Source organism: Thermophagus sp. OGC60D27, assembly GCF_052400625.1.
In the GTDB taxonomy this organism is placed as follows: Bacteria; Bacteroidota; Bacteroidia; order Bacteroidales; family Marinilabiliaceae; genus Thermophagus.
Genome location: NZ_JBQTGH010000010.1, coordinates 1 through 15,467, shown reverse-complemented (window position 1 = coordinate 15,467; position 15,467 = coordinate 1). Strand labels below are relative to the sequence as shown.

The following is a 15,467-nucleotide window of genomic DNA, read 5'->3' as shown; positions in this document are numbered from 1 at the left end:
TTGCTCAAAAAACCAGGAAACAACACCCAAAAGTGTAATTTTTATTTAGTACCTCAAGTTCAAAAACGGTTTTGAATCCGGGCATGATTGTAATACCTGTTTATAGCCAATTCGGCAGGTTCAAAAGGGGCACTTTTCCTGATATCGAATAATCAATCCCCCTGAGCAACATCAGAACAACCAAAAGAAATATTTTTCACCCGCCTTGTTTCAAAAAACCGTGAATCGTTGTTCTCATCAATACAAGTTCCGTTGATAACAAAATTGGAAAAACTGAAATTTTCAATTTGGCTACTTTTACTTATCCCTACAAGCTTGTTCTTTATCCCCTTTTTCATGTTCATCCTGACATTCCAGTTGCGAAATACAAAATTTTCAATAGGATGAGACCTTCCTTCGGGTGCGATATTAATGACAATGTTTGTTGGAGTTTCAACGGTAACATTTTCAAAAAGAAAATTACGATGATTACCTCCAATACCTTTTCTGCAATTAACAATGCCATGGTTCATTCCTTCCCCGGAATAATCAGTACGGATAACATCCACATTTCGAACGGTAACATTGCTACTGGTAAATCCGCCCCAACTCAATTGGAAAACAGCTCCGTTATTAAGATTCCAGCAAACCACCTTATCGACAGTTATGTTGTCATCATAAAGCTTGATATTATCGTCATTGGCCCAAATAAAACAGTTACTGATTTTTGATCCGGCATAAGCTGCAATTCCATCACAATTGTATATCCAACCCCCGACAATCTTTGTCCACTCAACCCGGTTATTTTGTCCAAGAAGACGTATGGCAAAATGCACGTAGTCAGCAATCGTAATGCCCTTTACCGTTATACCATCTGCATCATTTATAGCTTCAACAGAATGAGATTCCCTTAAATGAAGACGTGCTCCGGAAAGGACTCCTCTCCCAAATATTTTAACATTCGACCTATCCTTTCCATCCATAATAAAAGCACCATATACCCAGGCATCTTGATGGATATATATCTGTTTAATATTGGCTGGTACGTTAAAGACACCAATGTCATGCACTCCGGGTCCAAACCAAATGGCATCATACCCCCCGGTCTCTGAATCCAAACTATGATCAGCACCTTTTATCATTAGCCATTTTCCTTTATCAAAATCAGGGATGACTGTTTCCGGGGGATTCGCAAAAAGTACAAGTGCATGCTTCCACTCCTCTTCACTTCCAATTTCAACAGAGTACTGCCCCGGCCCCGGCAGTGTAAACTTTAATTTATTCGTACCACTAACTCTTTTAGCAATAACTTGTTTTCGGGAAGGCAGAACGCGGTAATCAACATTATCCAGTCGGACTTTCGAAGTGTCAAGCACCTCAACCACTACTTCCACTTCTTTATCTGCGGTAAAACTGCTCCAATCAACGGAGTGTTCTGCATACAATGACAGGGGCCCTTTATCCTTCGGATCGGAACCAGGATCGGTCGGGTCGTATTTATTACACCTGTTATGAAAAACTTCAAGCTGCTTTTCAGCCCCGTTTTCAACCAGACTTACAGAATAAATATCAGAACGGGGAACTCCTTCAAGATGTTCTTCTGCTTTGCAGGAAAAGAAAAAACAAACCGCAAACACAAGTAATATAGAAATCTTCATGGTCATCTTTTTTTAGTGCCAGAAAAAACACTGTGAATTTTTCAGCATTTGATTAAAAAAAATTAAATTTTCATTTTACATAAAACCTGAACAACCCGTTTTTAATAGTATTCCTGCAAACGTCAGGTAAACGTTTAGGTAAAAAGCATTCTCAATAATTGCATTTAAATAAAGAATTATTAAACTCAATTCAACAAAGGAAGAATTCTAGTTTGTTTGCAAAAATGCAACAATAAAAAATCAATACGCAGGCACATAGTTCCTGTCTGATTTATTCAGCCAGCCGGCTTCAATATCTTCCCCGTTTTTTCGTCTGTTATAATAATCCTTATCTTTTCCGGCATAGGGATATTCATCAAAAACATGACCTTCCCCTAAAACTCTGGGATCATTTTGTTTTTTTAACTCAGAAACAAGTAAAACCTGAAGTTCTTTATGTTTTGAAACAAATGCTTCATCTCCTATCAGGTTGTTAATACAATAAGGATCCTCTTCGATGTTATATAACTCTTCCTCTTCCCGTTTTCCAAAACTCCATTCCCAGTAGTATTTCTGTTCAGGAATAAAGAGAGTTTTCAAAACCTGAGTTTTTGTCGGACTCGCATCTACATTGGGATAACCTGTCTCGGGATTACCGGCAGGCCATCTATCCGTCTTAAAATTCTTAAGATAAAGAAACCCATCTTTTACAATTCCCCTTACAGGATAACCAACATCATCCGGTCTGCCTATATCATGCCTTTCCTTTCCCAGTAATACATATTCGCGGTGCGGAACCCTGGATTCAGACAAGTCAGCAGCAAATAGTGGCGCCAGACTTTTGCCTGTTACAGGTTTCATTCCTGATTCATCCACATCAACATTGGCCAGTTCCAGAAAAGTGGGTGCAAAATCAATAAAACTGACATAATCCTCTATTATTTTTCCGGGATTCTTTATCCCTTTACCCCACATAACAGCCAATGGTAAATGATTAGAAAATTCATAGACCTGCCCTTTCACTCTGGGGAAAGGCATTCCATTATCAGCAGTAACCACAACAAGAGTATTATCAAGCATTCCTGTCGCTTCAAGGTGATCAAGCATCTGCCCCAGGTGCTTGTCAAAATGATAGAGTTCCAGAGCATAATCCATCATATCGGTTCGTACCGAATCTGACTCAGGCCAGAAAGGAGGGATTTGAGGAAATTGATTTTTAAACCAGTCACCTGCTTTCATTGACGACTCAAATTCATAGGCTCGATGAGGTTCCAAACTACCATACCAAAAACAGAAAGGTTGATTTGATGGTTTCTGGTCTAAAAAATCCTTGAAGTTTGCAGCGTAATCATTATTTGATATTTCAGTAGTAGGAGGAGTTAGCTTTTGAGCATCCCACCCTTTTCCAGCTAACCGGCGTTTTTTACCATCAATAGTACCTGGGTCGCCGGGGGCCCATTTTTTACCGGTAGATCCGACAAAATAGTCATTTTCCGACAGCACCTCTGCATAAGTTTTAAACTCTTCAGGAAAATAACAAAAGTGATTGGCTGCCTCTTTCAACTGCCAGCTATTGCGACCTGTAAGAATGGCGGCACGCGACGGGGCACATTTGGCATTAGGGGTATAAGCGTTAGTAAAAAGCAAGCCCTGATCGGCAACTCTGTCAAAATTAGGTGTTTTTACCCAGTCGCATCCATAAGCACCCATGTGAGGATAAGAAACATCATCTGCCAAACAAAAAAGAATATTAGGTCTTTCACTGGTCTTTTTTTCAGATTGAATTCCACAACCTGTTGCTAAAGCGAATATTAAGCCTACGATTAATATGTTCGTTACTTCTGTGCTCTTCATACAACTGAATTTTCTCACACAAATGAATGATCGTCAAAAAATAATGGATATACAGTAAAAATATCAATTCGCTTAATTATTACCATAAGCTTAAAAAAGGAGAAAGCCCGGAAAATCCATAAACCGGGCTTTTCTCCCGTCTCTCGCCCTAAGAAAGTTTTACGAGCCTTACCCCATGGGGCTCAATATCAAGCGTCAGATTTCCAACACACTGACCCAGACCCTCCTTACTCCACAAATCTGTGGCTTTTACACCTTCCAGATTCATAAGAGATTTTAGATCTGTATTTACTGCTCTTTTTTCATCCGAAATATTAAACACAGCTATATATCTGGCATCCGATTTTTCATCATCAGCAGTCCACATGACTGTTTCTCCATTTCTGTAAAGCTCCCGGTTGTTCTTTGAGTGTTGATTAATATCGATCACATCCTGATTGGTCAGCAAAGAAATAGTAAAATCATCACACTTAGGCAGATGTCCGCCAAACATAAGAGGGGACTTAAACATAGCCCAGAGCGTGATCAATGTAACCTGCTCATCTTGATTAAAATTGGTATTTCTGTCCTGTCCGCCTGACTCTCCTCGCGGCATGTAACCCAAAGGCAACATATCAGCATCCGGCCAATGTCCCGGGGTAGAAAATGGAGCCCACACAGCACAACGCTCCATTTGTTTCTTCAGAGAGCCCCACTCATCCCAAAAATCAGCAGAAATCCGCCACAAATTGGAATGTTCACGTAAATGGCGGATATTGGTTGTTTCCGGTCCTCCAGGAGAAAGGCTCAACACCATCGGCCGCCCGCAGTTCTCTATAGCACGGTGCACTCCTTCAATATCATCAATGCGGTAAGGAGATCCCTCCCCTGTAGGTGAACCGTCACTATTCTGTACTTCATGCCAGGAATTCATATCATCAGCTTTGATATAATCTACTCCCCATGATGCATATAATTCAAAAATAGAATTATAATACTCCTGCGCTCCTTTTTCAGCAAAATTGAGCGTTCTCAAACTATTGTACCAGGGACAGCTTTCACGATTATAAGATACCTGATCTGCGGTTAAGTCAGTTCCTTTTACAGGTGTTTTAGCATCAACAGCCTGAACAGGGATTCCTCTCATGATGTGAATCCCAAATTTCAACCCCAGGCCATGCACATAATCAGCAAGTGGTTTAAACCCATTTCCATTTGCTGAAGAAGGAAATTTTTCAGGATCCGGAATCAAGCGACCGTACTCATCTATAAGTTGTGGAATGTTTAATTGCTTATAGGTCTCATGTGTTGCTCCCGGCGCAAACCAGGCCAGATCAACTACAATATATTCCCACCCAAACTTTTTCAGATGACGGGCCACAAAATCTGCATTTTGTTTTACTTCTTCTTCTGTTACACTTACACTGAAACAATCCCAACTATTCCATCCCATTGGAGGTGTCAACGCTAATTTTGTAATGTCCATAAATCTTTTCGTATTTTATTTAAACATTTGAAACTTCAATAACTCTATTCTTCAATAGTCACATTATTCAGACATTCCAAAATAAACGTATAACACATATAAACAGTCCCTCAATCGTACACTCTTTAAGCTCATCTGTTCAATTCGGTTAAAAAATCCAATAACAATCACAAAAAAGCTTCATCCCATCTTAATTCTAAATAGCTGTTTTGTAAAACCAGCAAAACAAAAGAGTACAATTATCAATTCATGTGAATTCTTCGGAAATTAAGTCATTATACCATATCCGTCAGGTTATCTCTATAAGAAAAAATCCATTACGCTTCCGAAATAACCTTTCCCCACAAAATTCAGCCTTCAGGCCGGCTCCCTTTTTTGCTCCTTTGTCATCCAGGCGGCAAAAATCCCCACCCCTCAGGACGGGCGAATTCCATGTTTAGGTCGGGCGAATTCCCTTTCGCCCGCAGCACTTTCAGCCCTTGTTACTACATTACAACAAGGCCTGCCACTTCGGGGCTCGCCCGGTCTTTTTGCCCCCTTCCCCGCATCCACCCGCAGTGGTTTCGGAGTGCCACATTTTTAAACCTCCCCGCATTGGCACATTGCCAACAGGTCTGGCGGATTCCGATCCGCCAATCCCTTTTGCCAAAGAGCCACCCAACCCTCCATCAAAAATGCGTCCCCCGGAACCACCCCCAAGCTATAAAAACATAACGCGTTCTTATAGGAACAGCCCCGCATCTATTTCACCCCAGGGCGTGCGATTTCTTTGTAAACAAAGCGGCAAAGCCGAGCACCCAATCGCACATTTTCACTTTAGCCAATCCTCAATTATCTCCCAACCCGCAATTATCTATCATCAAAAACCACCCCTACTCATGAACTCACCTGTTCACCAACTCAAACCTCATCAGCTAACCAAAGCTGTCCCATAAGTCCATTATGTGTTATAGCCACATTCCTTCCCGCTTTTGAGCAAAAAAGGGAGCCGGCCTGAAGGCCCCTTTTCCCCGCCACCCTTTAGCAGTGCGGCAAAAAGGGAGCTACCAGACTTTCAACATCTCCTTGTGTCCGGGGCATTTAGCCCGGGCTCCCTGTCCGGTTTGCATTCCTCTTCCGCTTCGCTCCGGCTCCATGCTACCTGGCCATGTATCCCGTACCAATAGCCCTGGGCACCCCGCAGCAGCAGTGCTACAATCCTCAGCAACACTCATTTCTGTTTTACTTTCAGAACACACCTTTGCAATAGTCCGCACAGCTGTTTTTCCCCGCCCGTCTTCCAAGAACCATCCGCCCCCTTTTTGCCGCGTCATCATAACCCCGGAAGGACCATCCACATACGCAGTGGGTTGGTTCATTATTCGTAAAATCCCGGCTCGTTAAACCACATTTCCCCGCCACCCCAAAAGCGGTATGAAAAAGGTGTAATCCCCTTTAAACACCCATTATTCCGGGGGCACTTGCCCCGTTCTCCCTGGCTAGTTTGCATTCCACCTTCGTTTCTCTTCGGCTTCATGCACCCTGGCCATGCATCCCGGTCCAAAAGCCCAGAAATCCCCCTGCAGTAGTGCTCAATTCCCAACCTCATCAGAATATATCATTACCCCATCAACAAACTTTTATTTGTTCGCACAACTGCCTTTTCTCTCCACGCATTTCACTTATCCGGGTACACCTTTCCCACGTCATTATCGTCCCCAGGAAGGTACATTCGTTTATCTCTAACAGATTATACAACATTGCAGGTCCCTTTTCCAAAAAAGCTCTGGAAAAACAAAGACACCTATTTCTTTGCCATCTAATTAAAATTATGTATAGGCGAATAATGTCAGATTGCGAGATAAAAGCCAAAAACACTCGCAAAAAATAAAAAAAATCGCAAAGTTAGGGCGGTATTCCCACACCCATCCCGCAATAGCCTGTCAAGGTCAAGCCCTCCGGGTTTTGCAAATGCCAGATACTTAATACTTCTTCAGTACCTTTTTTTTGCAAAAACCTTGACAGACTCCCATACCACCCAAATTCACAGCTTTCTTTTTTCTTTTTCTTTTGTCCTTTTAATGTCAGCAGGAAGAATTCAATCGGAGATACCAGACTTTTAATTCAAAACATCACTGATAGTAACTTCCATAATAACTGAATACATTGGCATGCAACACTCTCAAACAACCCCAACAAAAAAAGCCGCTCCCTGTAAGAAACGGCCCTGGCACGGTAGAGGGAATCCCCCCTCCGCTAACTTATTTTTCTCCCTAATTTTTACCCTGGTTTTCTCCCTAAATCATTTCTCTTCCTGCTATTGTTGTTATGTATTTTTGGCTAGGATGATTTGGCTCTTCCGGAATTGTCCGTGCTATCAATCCCTGTTCTAACAAAGGCTGAATATGCCTCCTGAAATTTACAGTTTGATTACTCAGGCCTAACCTTTTAAGCATATCAGCCTTACTCCTCGGTTTCAAACAATATTTTAATAAATGCAGTTTTTTTTCATTTACACTTTTCGCAGGGTTTACTTGGTTACTTACTTAGTTACTCTTGCCCAAATTATTTATGTTTATCACTATGACAATCCGAAAACACGACCATTGATCATAGATCCTAAAAATAAAGAATATGAAAAATAAAACAGTATTTTATGCATTGTACTATCGACTTCCAACAATCTCCCAATACCCTCCTTTAGCCGCCCCTACCCGTTTAAGAACATTCTCACCCCTCATTTTTTTTAACTGATATTCAACACCTTTATCGGTTATTCCAATTTGTTCAGCCAATTCATGAATTGTAATTTCTCTATTTTGCTTTATAAGGGACAAAATTTTCTCCCTGGTTTTCTCCCTGGTTTTCTCCCTAGTTTTCTCCCTAGTTTTCTCCCTAGTTTTCTCCCTAGTTTCACCATCTTCTTCCTTCTCTCCTGCTTCCTTAAAAGTGGAGTTTACAGAAACACCAAACATCCCTATACGATCATAATCGAAAATCGGAGCAGGATTTCCATTTTCTTCCAATTCGAACTTAACCCGGGCTATTCCTCTGTTGAATCTGTTTACATACCCCAGAACTTTCATTGCTTCTGCAATAACCGGATTCCGATAATCATTTACATTTGGAAAATTCTCAGGACGGGCATTTCCATATAATCCCCCTGGATTTATTACCTCTATCCTTTGGGAATAATGATAAAATTTCACCGGCGCATTTGATTCGTAATCCCGATGCATGATTGCGTTCATCAAAAGCTCTCGCAAGGCCCATTTAGGATAATTCAACTGCTTACTCTCTTTCAAAGCTGATATAGCTATAGGTTTTTGCTGGATAATAACATACTCAATAAAAGTATCCAGCTCCTGCAAAATATCAATTAAACTCCCGGTAAACTTTTTCTCGTTTATAATTTCTGAAGCTTCAGTATCTCCATTAAACTGGACATACTGAATGTATGCTCCGGGAATATGACGTTCGACTTCTTTACCAAAAAGCAACATCCCTGCATTTGTTACGCTCCCATAATTCAAGCTATAAAACCTTAAACTCGCAAGTTTTTCTTCCACACTCCTGTGGTCCTTTGACAGAGTTTCTTCATCTAATGCATTGGGAAGATAATTTTCTAGGAAAGTTTTTAGTTTTATTTCATCAACACCATTACCTAATGAAGGACGAATATCATAAGTGCTAACATTTGCTGTTCTTTTTTCAATTAAAAGACGCTCTTCCATCTCACTTGCAATGGCTTTCCGGGGGCCCACTCTTATCCAGGTTCTGCCTCTGTATCTTACAGGAGGAAATGGGGACGGTTGTATCTCCAAAACAATAACATCACCATCAGGAAAACTAAAGGCTTGCGTGGACATTATGGGTTGTGGTAATATGTTCCCGTCTGATCGCAGTCCTCCCAATGATTGGAGTAATTTATCAGTTGCCTTCAATCCGCTAAGAGTGCCATCATCATGAACGCCAATAAGCAGATAACCATTTCTCAATGTTTTTCCAATATCATTCGAAAAGGCACAAATTGCCTGCGAGAATTTATCAGTATCATTCCTTGATATAGTACGTTCTATCTGTTCTGATTCCATATCCCCAAGCAACGCCTGAACTTTTTCTTTTGTCAATTCTACATGATTCATAACTTTTCCTCAGAAAAACATATTAAACATTGATGGATGCCAGATCCCCCAAAGTTGCAAAAAAATATCCATCATTTTCCAGAGATGGCCGATTTCCATATCTCCCAATCTTAATCACCCCAATCTCTCCCATTTCTCTCACAATCCCCCACCTCCCTTGCAAGCAGACACCCTCCTTAATAAATTGCTTCTAATCGATAAAACCCAAAATCATGGCAATTTTTGAAAATGCATTCAACAAAACTCTCATTCACGAAGGTGGATACGTCAACGACCCGGATGACCTGGGTGGTCAAACCTACAAAGGCATTGCCCGAAATATCCACCCCGACTGGACCGGCTGGAGAACCATCGACAAATACAAACAATCGCCCGTTTTCCCGGATAATCTGGATGCTGATGTTCATCTCCCTGATGAGGTCAGACAATTCTTTAAAAATAAATTTTGGGATAAAATAAAAGGCGACCTCATCCAAAACCAGTTAGTCGCAGAATCCATCTTTGACTTCTGCGTTAATTCAGGTGTCAAAACCGGCATTTCCATCGCACAAAGAGTTCTCGAGGTTACCCCTGACGGAATTATCGGCCCTATTACCCTTAATGCCGTCAATAGATTCAATCCGGAACTCTTCCTGGCATCATTTACCATCGCCAAAATTGCCCGGTACGTTCACCTGGTCAAAATCAGACCGGCCAACCGTAAGTTCTTTTTTGGCTGGATCCGCCGTGCTATTGGTGACATCTAAAAACTAAAATCATGAGCTTCATATCCAATCTCTTCAACAAAGGAACCGGAGAGACCATCGTCTCTTCCATTGGCAATGTCATCGACGACCTTACCACAACAAAGTCAGAAAAGCTTCAGCTGGAGCTGGAACTCAAAAAAGCGGAATGGCAACATCAGCACGAAATGCAAAGCCTGAAAATTAAACAGGAAAGTAACATTTTAAAGGATAAAGACTCTGCACGGAACCGGGCAGCAAAAGTGCAGACAAGTCCATCCGCTACGCTGCTAAACAAAAACATCTCTGCTTACCTGGCCATCATTACCACCGTACTCTCTTTTGCGCTATTCTTTGTCATTCTTTTTTATCCCGATTCTCTCCCTCAAAAAGGCAAAGACATTATCATCTATATTCTGGGTGTTCTGAGCGCCATCATTACTCAGGTATTCAGCTTCTACTTTGGTGCTTCTCTCAAACAGGAAGGATCCAACCCACTACCTCCTGATACATCAACTCATTAGGTCTTCAGCTCATCAGCTGAATAACGGAGTATTTGACTGTGCAAGCAGAGCAAGTGTTTGTTCAAATAGTGCCAGTAACAAAGCCTGCTCCGATTTTTCTTCGGGCGAGTATTAACGCTGTAAATGGTGCCTTTTGGACAAAAATCTAAATCGGGTAGGAGAAACGGGATTATTTCCCGTTTCGACCTCCCACACCACCGTACGTACGGTTCCGTATACGGCGGTTCCTTAGCCCACCCTCACTCTGAGGTAGTATTCCGAAAACGTAAGATAACCCGCCTTTGATAGACGTTCATTGGTTATGCTTCGGGAAACAATAATACTATTCGATATATGCCAATATCCTTTACGGGTATTAGCCCACTCCCATGATTTACCATTAGGAATGCCGAGTTTGCGAAGATTGTGATATCGCGTCTTCACACGCTTCCATTGTTTCCATATTACCATCCTGAGCCTTCGCCGATACCATGTATCAATCCTTGAAAGCAGGTTCTTTATATCTGCATACTTGTAATAATTGACCCAACCTTTAATATACGAGGAGAGCCTTTCTTTACGTTTTGCATTGCCCCAGCCATTGCTCCGTGAGGTCAAAAATCTAATCTTATCCTTAAGTTTGATTACAGTTTTAGGATGGATTCTAAAGCGAACCTCCCCTTTTACTCGATAGAAGGAGTAGCCTAAGAATTTAATCCTATTAAAGTAAACTACCTGAGTTTTTGATTTATTGACATTTAGAAACAGACGGTGTTCGATAAAGTGTGTGGTACTTTCCATGACACGTTCTGCTCCACGTTTGCTTTTGCATAGTATAACCATGTCGTCTGCATACCGAACAAAACGGTGTCCTCGGTTAGTTAACTCTTTATCGAGTTCGTTAAGCATCATATTACTCAACAAGGGGCTTAGCGGGCCTCCTTGCGGAACGCCCTGCTGTGTGGTTTCAAACTTGTGTTCGATAACCACGCCTGCATTCAGGTATTTATGGATTAGCGAAACCACCCTGTTGTCATCTATCGTCCTTGACAAAATTTCCGTTAGCTTACTATGGTTGACCGTGTCAAAGAATTTCTCCATATCCATATCAATGGCATACTGATAACCTTCCGATATGAATCGTTTGCATCTAAATAATGCCTTATGAGTGCTTCTTTTGGGTCGAAAACCAAAGCTGTTGTCCGAAAATTGCCGTTCGTAAATAGGCGATAATACCTGATGGATCGCTTGCTGGATAAAGCGGTCTATAACCGTGGGAATACCCAACGGACGTTTACTCGTTTTATCCTTGGGTATTTCTACCCTGCGCACCGGATTTGGATGATACTTCCCGGATTTTATGGATTTTATTAGGTCTGATCCATGGGTCTTTAAGTAATCCCGAAGGACCCCGACTTCCATCTTATCAACTCCATCGCTCCCTTTGTTTCGAACTACGCGTAGATATGCTTTATTCAAATTATAGGGATTCAAGATCTTTCCTAACAATCCATCCTCTTGTGGTGGTGTTACCTCATTGTTTTCGGTTATCCAAATGGAAGTCGGCACTTCGGCATATCCTCGGTGTTCCGCACCTACTTTCTGCCGGTAGCTATCTTTCGATATTTTCTGCTTTCTACCCTTCATTTGGTAATCCTCATTAACTTGGTAACTAAGGTTCAGCCCTTCCTCATGCAAATCGGGACAAAAGTACTATGGCTTCGGCTGACTTCTCACGACAAACTTGTTTTGTCCATGCTTCATACTTCGTTTCAGCATGTCCGTGAGACCTCCCGTGGTAAGATAAATAACTTTCACACCATATCCCCACCGCATTTACACTCCTGTATCCGTATAGCCTTTGGACTTCGTCTTGTTTGGGAAACTCATCCTACAGAATATGCCTGATGCGGTTCGTGTTCCTAGGGGCAGTGTTTTGCGTCCAGCTTCCTTCAGATTCCACCTCACAATGGACACCCTTGCCTTCTGCTAATGGTTGGCGACTATAAACCCCCATCATGGACTTGCACCACTTAGCTATTTACCATGCACGGCACACCAAAAAAGCTCTCCGGCTTCCCGAAGAGCTTTTCATCTCAAACATCAAACAACAACCACTCGTTAGTGGCTATTTTTTTCTTCCTCTCGGAGATGGTTTTTCCTTTGGTCGGTTTAATAAACGCTTTAGCAACAAAGAGACCAGGAAACTAACCGCAGCACCTATGGCAGAAAGCACAATCGTTCCCATCACATCTGCCAGGGAAATATTGGTAAAGATCCCTGTCAGTGTTCCTCCAACAAACCCTGCCTGCCGGCCACGTTCTATGTTTCCCGGGCTCATCATTATTCAACGGCAATTACGCGCAGGGCATTGGTCGAACCATTGTTGAGCTTATACAGCTCACCGTTCACTTCCTGCCAAAACAGGAGACCGAGCATCACTACTCCAACTCCACCTTCAACCGGCTCCACACTCCCGATGGTCAGAGTTTCTTCCAAATGCTCCGACTCATCCAGAGAAAAAGGCTCCCCTTCAACGGTAGCAGCCGCCGATTCCAATCCGTTAAAATCAAAGAAACCGGCTACAGTCACAAATTGCCCATGAGTAGCACCTTCCGGTTTCCGGATGCTGGACGGATTGAAGGCGTCAATAAGCACCTCTGCAACACCTTCCGCAAGACTGGCACCATATCCTTCGGTAAAGATATTCTTCAGGTTACTGTTGGCGTTGAATTCAAAACCCGTCAACAATGCCACATCACCAGCCATCACATTCCGCTCTCCACGAGCCGAGACCTCATCGCTCTTCACAATCTTTGAGAATGCAGAAGACAATCGTCCACTCATCCCCCGGTCAGAAGTTAAGGTCAGTTGCTCGCGAAAAGCATCGCGTAGCAATTTCCCGGCTTTGACGGCTCTCAAAAATTCCTGTCCGTTTTCCCGGGTACGCGCAAACCTCGGATCATTCTTAATACGATCACCATCGATTCCCCCTTTAGTGCGAGCCAGATATTTCCCCCCACTTTTGTAGAAAGTAAGGTCTCCTACTCTTCCTTTCAACTTCAAAAAACTTTCTTGTCTTGCCATAACATTTTAGGTTTTCAGGGAGATGGCTAACCCATTCACCCTCGTTAATGAATCAAACCTATCACTGAAAACCCATTATTTCAAATCATCACGGGAAACCTGACTTCCAATGAGAAAACTGTCCTGCAATGTCTCTTTTTTTATTATTTTTACTGATACATATTTACAAACAGACAATACAACATCAGTATAGATTCTGTATATCTCAAGTATAGATAAAGTATTAGAACCTGACTTATTGTTAAATAAGCAACCATAAAGAAGATGAAGACCAAACGAATTTGCATCTACGCCAAGGACATCCAGCGCATCACCGGCAAAAGTGAGAAAACCGGCTACCGAATCCTGGACAATATTCGCAAGCGCCTGGGGAAAGAGCCCCATCAATTCGTAACCATCAAAGAATTCGCCGACTTCGCCGGATTTGCCCCCGAAGAAGTAAAGGAGTACATCTACGACTAACCCCATTAAATTTAATAGGTTTTACCCCTGTTTGGCCCCATTAAACAGAAATTTCACACAAGACACTAACCAACAACCACAATCCTAAATAAAACCCCTCGTTTCATTCAAATCAGCACTTTCCAAAAAGGTCAAAAGAGAGCCAATTCTAACATCACCACCCATTTTCATAAATACTATTCCATTTTATCTCCATTTACTCCACCTCAGGATAAAACAGCATCTCTCAAACCAACCCAAAACACACAAAATCAACACAATAATTATTGCTTTCACCCTCCCAATTCCTTAACTTTGTAAATGACTTCAAAAGTCAAAAACGCTCAAACATCATCAAAACGAATGAGAACAAAATGGTGAACAACTAAAAAGATATCGAACCAAAGAACTGATTTACAGCACATATAGATAAAATGAATGAATCCCGCCCGGATCACACCAAAATTAAAGACCTGAAATTTTTAAAAAAATTCAGGTCTTTTTTATTTCTAAACCTCACGAAGAAAGCACTCAAAACATTTCTTTATCGGGTTAACAAAAAACCTCTTAAGCTAAACTTTATTGGCATAGATTGGTTACTTACATAGAATGGTCCAGTTCCTGATGGGAATAGAAAAAGACCATCGTCTCATCAACAATGAACGTTTCGATTCAATTTCAAAAAATAAGTTCATAAAGATCTAATCAAGGGGCAATTAATTTATCTATCTTTATGAAATATTTGTAGTGCAGCTCATAAGATTAAGTTTTGCAAACTTGGTTAAAACACTATTAATTTAGTAACCCCTTCCCATTATTAATAAGATTATTTTCCTTTTAGGATAGAGACAAATCTGATTTAGCCCGCCCTCAATTCGATGTATCCCTCCCCCGGCCTAATGTGAAGAAAATCACATTCATTCTAAATAACTTTAGCATATGCATGCTAATTTCGCAAATGAAACGAGCATGACAATGTGAGATTGTCACAACAAGAACATGTATAAACTAATGGTCATGCGAGTTCCATCAGACCAAAGGATGAACCAATTTTTATACTGATGAAATAAAACTATTATGCCACCTAAAACAACACCCGAGTATACCATAAAATTAGGCTTTGAGGAAATCAAGCTACCACTGTTTGAGGATATCTTGATCATAGGCAGGAAAACGCCTTATGGCCGATTAGGTCTTTCAAAACTTTTCGAGTTATTAGTACCAAATCAATTCGACTATATAGAGGTTGACGACAATAATGTGGAGGCTATATTTATTAACCGCAAAATATTAAATAAAATAAACGTCGAACTAGCTATTACTCTATTAAGAAAGAATATTTTCCCTTATGTTTCTCCGAAAGAAATAGTCAAAGTGGATTTTAAAATCAAAATCCAATTTAATTCATTTGATATTAACGCTTAAAATAAAACTGTCATATACCGGATGATTATTATCCCCTGTTTGCATCGTAATTAAAAAAGACAAAAGTATTACTACCGTCAATCGTCCAGTTTTAAAATATTAAAAATAGAAAGGTTGTCCCTAAAGTCAGAAATAATAAATATCACTATCATGACGAGAGTGTAAAATAAACTCTGTCCATAAACTAATAAATCTTAATATTGCAGTTTATGACAGACAAGAAAAAAGAG

General features: G+C 41.1%; 13 protein-coding genes and 1 pseudogene. 3 read left to right on the top strand and 11 right to left on the bottom strand.

The genetic code is table 11. The features are described from left to right. Positions 1-152: 152 nt before the first annotated feature. The 7 genes and pseudogenes from ACT29H_RS12825 to ACT29H_RS12795 all read right to left on the bottom strand — a co-directional run. On the bottom strand, positions 153-1,637 hold the full coding sequence (locus ACT29H_RS12825) for a hypothetical protein (RefSeq protein ID WP_444822036.1): 1,485 nt from the start codon (positions 1,635-1,637) through the stop codon (positions 153-155). Positions 1,638-1,877: 240 nt separating this feature from the next. Beyond that, the gene (locus ACT29H_RS12820; RefSeq protein ID WP_444822035.1) at positions 1,878-3,470 is read right to left on the bottom strand and encodes a sulfatase family protein; all 1,593 of its coding nucleotides are present in this window, start codon (positions 3,468-3,470) and stop codon (positions 1,878-1,880) included. Positions 3,471-3,618: 148 nt separating this feature from the next. Further along, positions 3,619-4,935: a glycoside hydrolase family 27 protein gene (locus ACT29H_RS12815; protein ID WP_444822034.1), complete on the bottom strand. Its 1,317-nt coding sequence runs from the start codon at positions 4,933-4,935 to the stop codon at positions 3,619-3,621. Positions 4,936-5,978: 1,043 nt separating this feature from the next. Beyond that, positions 5,979-6,293, bottom strand: coding sequence for a hypothetical protein (locus tag ACT29H_RS12810; RefSeq protein WP_444822033.1), 315 nt, complete (start codon positions 6,291-6,293; stop codon positions 5,979-5,981). Positions 6,294-7,211: 918 nt separating this feature from the next. Continuing rightward, positions 7,212-7,394 carry a Fic family protein gene (locus tag ACT29H_RS12805; RefSeq protein WP_444822032.1) on the bottom strand — a complete coding sequence of 61 codons (183 nt, stop codon included), beginning with the start codon at positions 7,392-7,394 and terminating at the stop codon, positions 7,212-7,214. A gap of 186 nt (positions 7,395-7,580) precedes the next feature. After that, positions 7,581-8,648 carry an ATP-binding protein gene (locus ACT29H_RS12800; protein ID WP_444822171.1) on the bottom strand — a complete coding sequence of 356 codons (1,068 nt, stop codon included), beginning with the start codon at positions 8,646-8,648 and terminating at the stop codon, positions 7,581-7,583. A gap of 24 nt (positions 8,649-8,672) precedes the next feature. After that, positions 8,673-9,008: pseudogene (locus ACT29H_RS12795) on the bottom strand (AlbA family DNA-binding domain-containing protein); the annotation flags it as partial. A gap of 263 nt (positions 9,009-9,271) precedes the next feature. On the opposite strand from ACT29H_RS12795, the gene ACT29H_RS12790 reads away from it, so the two are divergent. Further along, complete coding sequence (locus ACT29H_RS12790) at positions 9,272-9,805, top strand: glycoside hydrolase family 108 protein (protein WP_444822031.1); 534 nt, start codon at positions 9,272-9,274, stop codon at positions 9,803-9,805. An 11-nt stretch (positions 9,806-9,816) separates the two neighbouring features. Then, complete coding sequence (locus ACT29H_RS12785; RefSeq protein WP_444822030.1) at positions 9,817-10,305, top strand: hypothetical protein; 489 nt, start codon at positions 9,817-9,819, stop codon at positions 10,303-10,305. A 228-nt stretch (positions 10,306-10,533) separates the two neighbouring features. On the opposite strand, the gene ltrA is transcribed toward ACT29H_RS12785, so the two are convergent. From ltrA to ACT29H_RS12765, 4 genes are all read right to left on the bottom strand, one after another. Continuing rightward, a complete protein-coding gene (ltrA, locus tag ACT29H_RS12780; RefSeq protein WP_444822029.1) occupies positions 10,534-11,931 on the bottom strand; it encodes a group II intron reverse transcriptase/maturase in 1,398 nt (465 codons plus the stop codon). Between the two features lie 481 nt (positions 11,932-12,412). Further along, positions 12,413-12,628 (bottom strand): hypothetical protein, encoded by a 216-nt coding sequence (locus ACT29H_RS12775; protein ID WP_444822028.1) that lies wholly within the window; start codon positions 12,626-12,628, stop codon positions 12,413-12,415. Continuing rightward, entirely contained in the window at positions 12,628-13,371 is a 744-nt protein-coding gene (locus ACT29H_RS12770) for a hypothetical protein (protein ID WP_444822027.1), read from the bottom strand. Before ACT29H_RS12770 ends, ACT29H_RS12775 begins: the two co-directional genes overlap by 1 nt. A 75-nt stretch (positions 13,372-13,446) precedes the next feature. Further along, positions 13,447-13,839, bottom strand: a complete 393-nt coding sequence (locus ACT29H_RS12765; protein WP_444822026.1) for a hypothetical protein — start codon at positions 13,837-13,839, stop codon at positions 13,447-13,449. Positions 13,840-14,889: 1,050 nt separating this feature from the next. On the opposite strand from ACT29H_RS12765, the gene ACT29H_RS12760 reads away from it, so the two are divergent. Beyond that, positions 14,890-15,237: a hypothetical protein gene (locus ACT29H_RS12760; protein WP_444822025.1), complete on the top strand. Its 348-nt coding sequence runs from the start codon at positions 14,890-14,892 to the stop codon at positions 15,235-15,237. Positions 15,238-15,467: the final 230 nt, after the last annotated feature.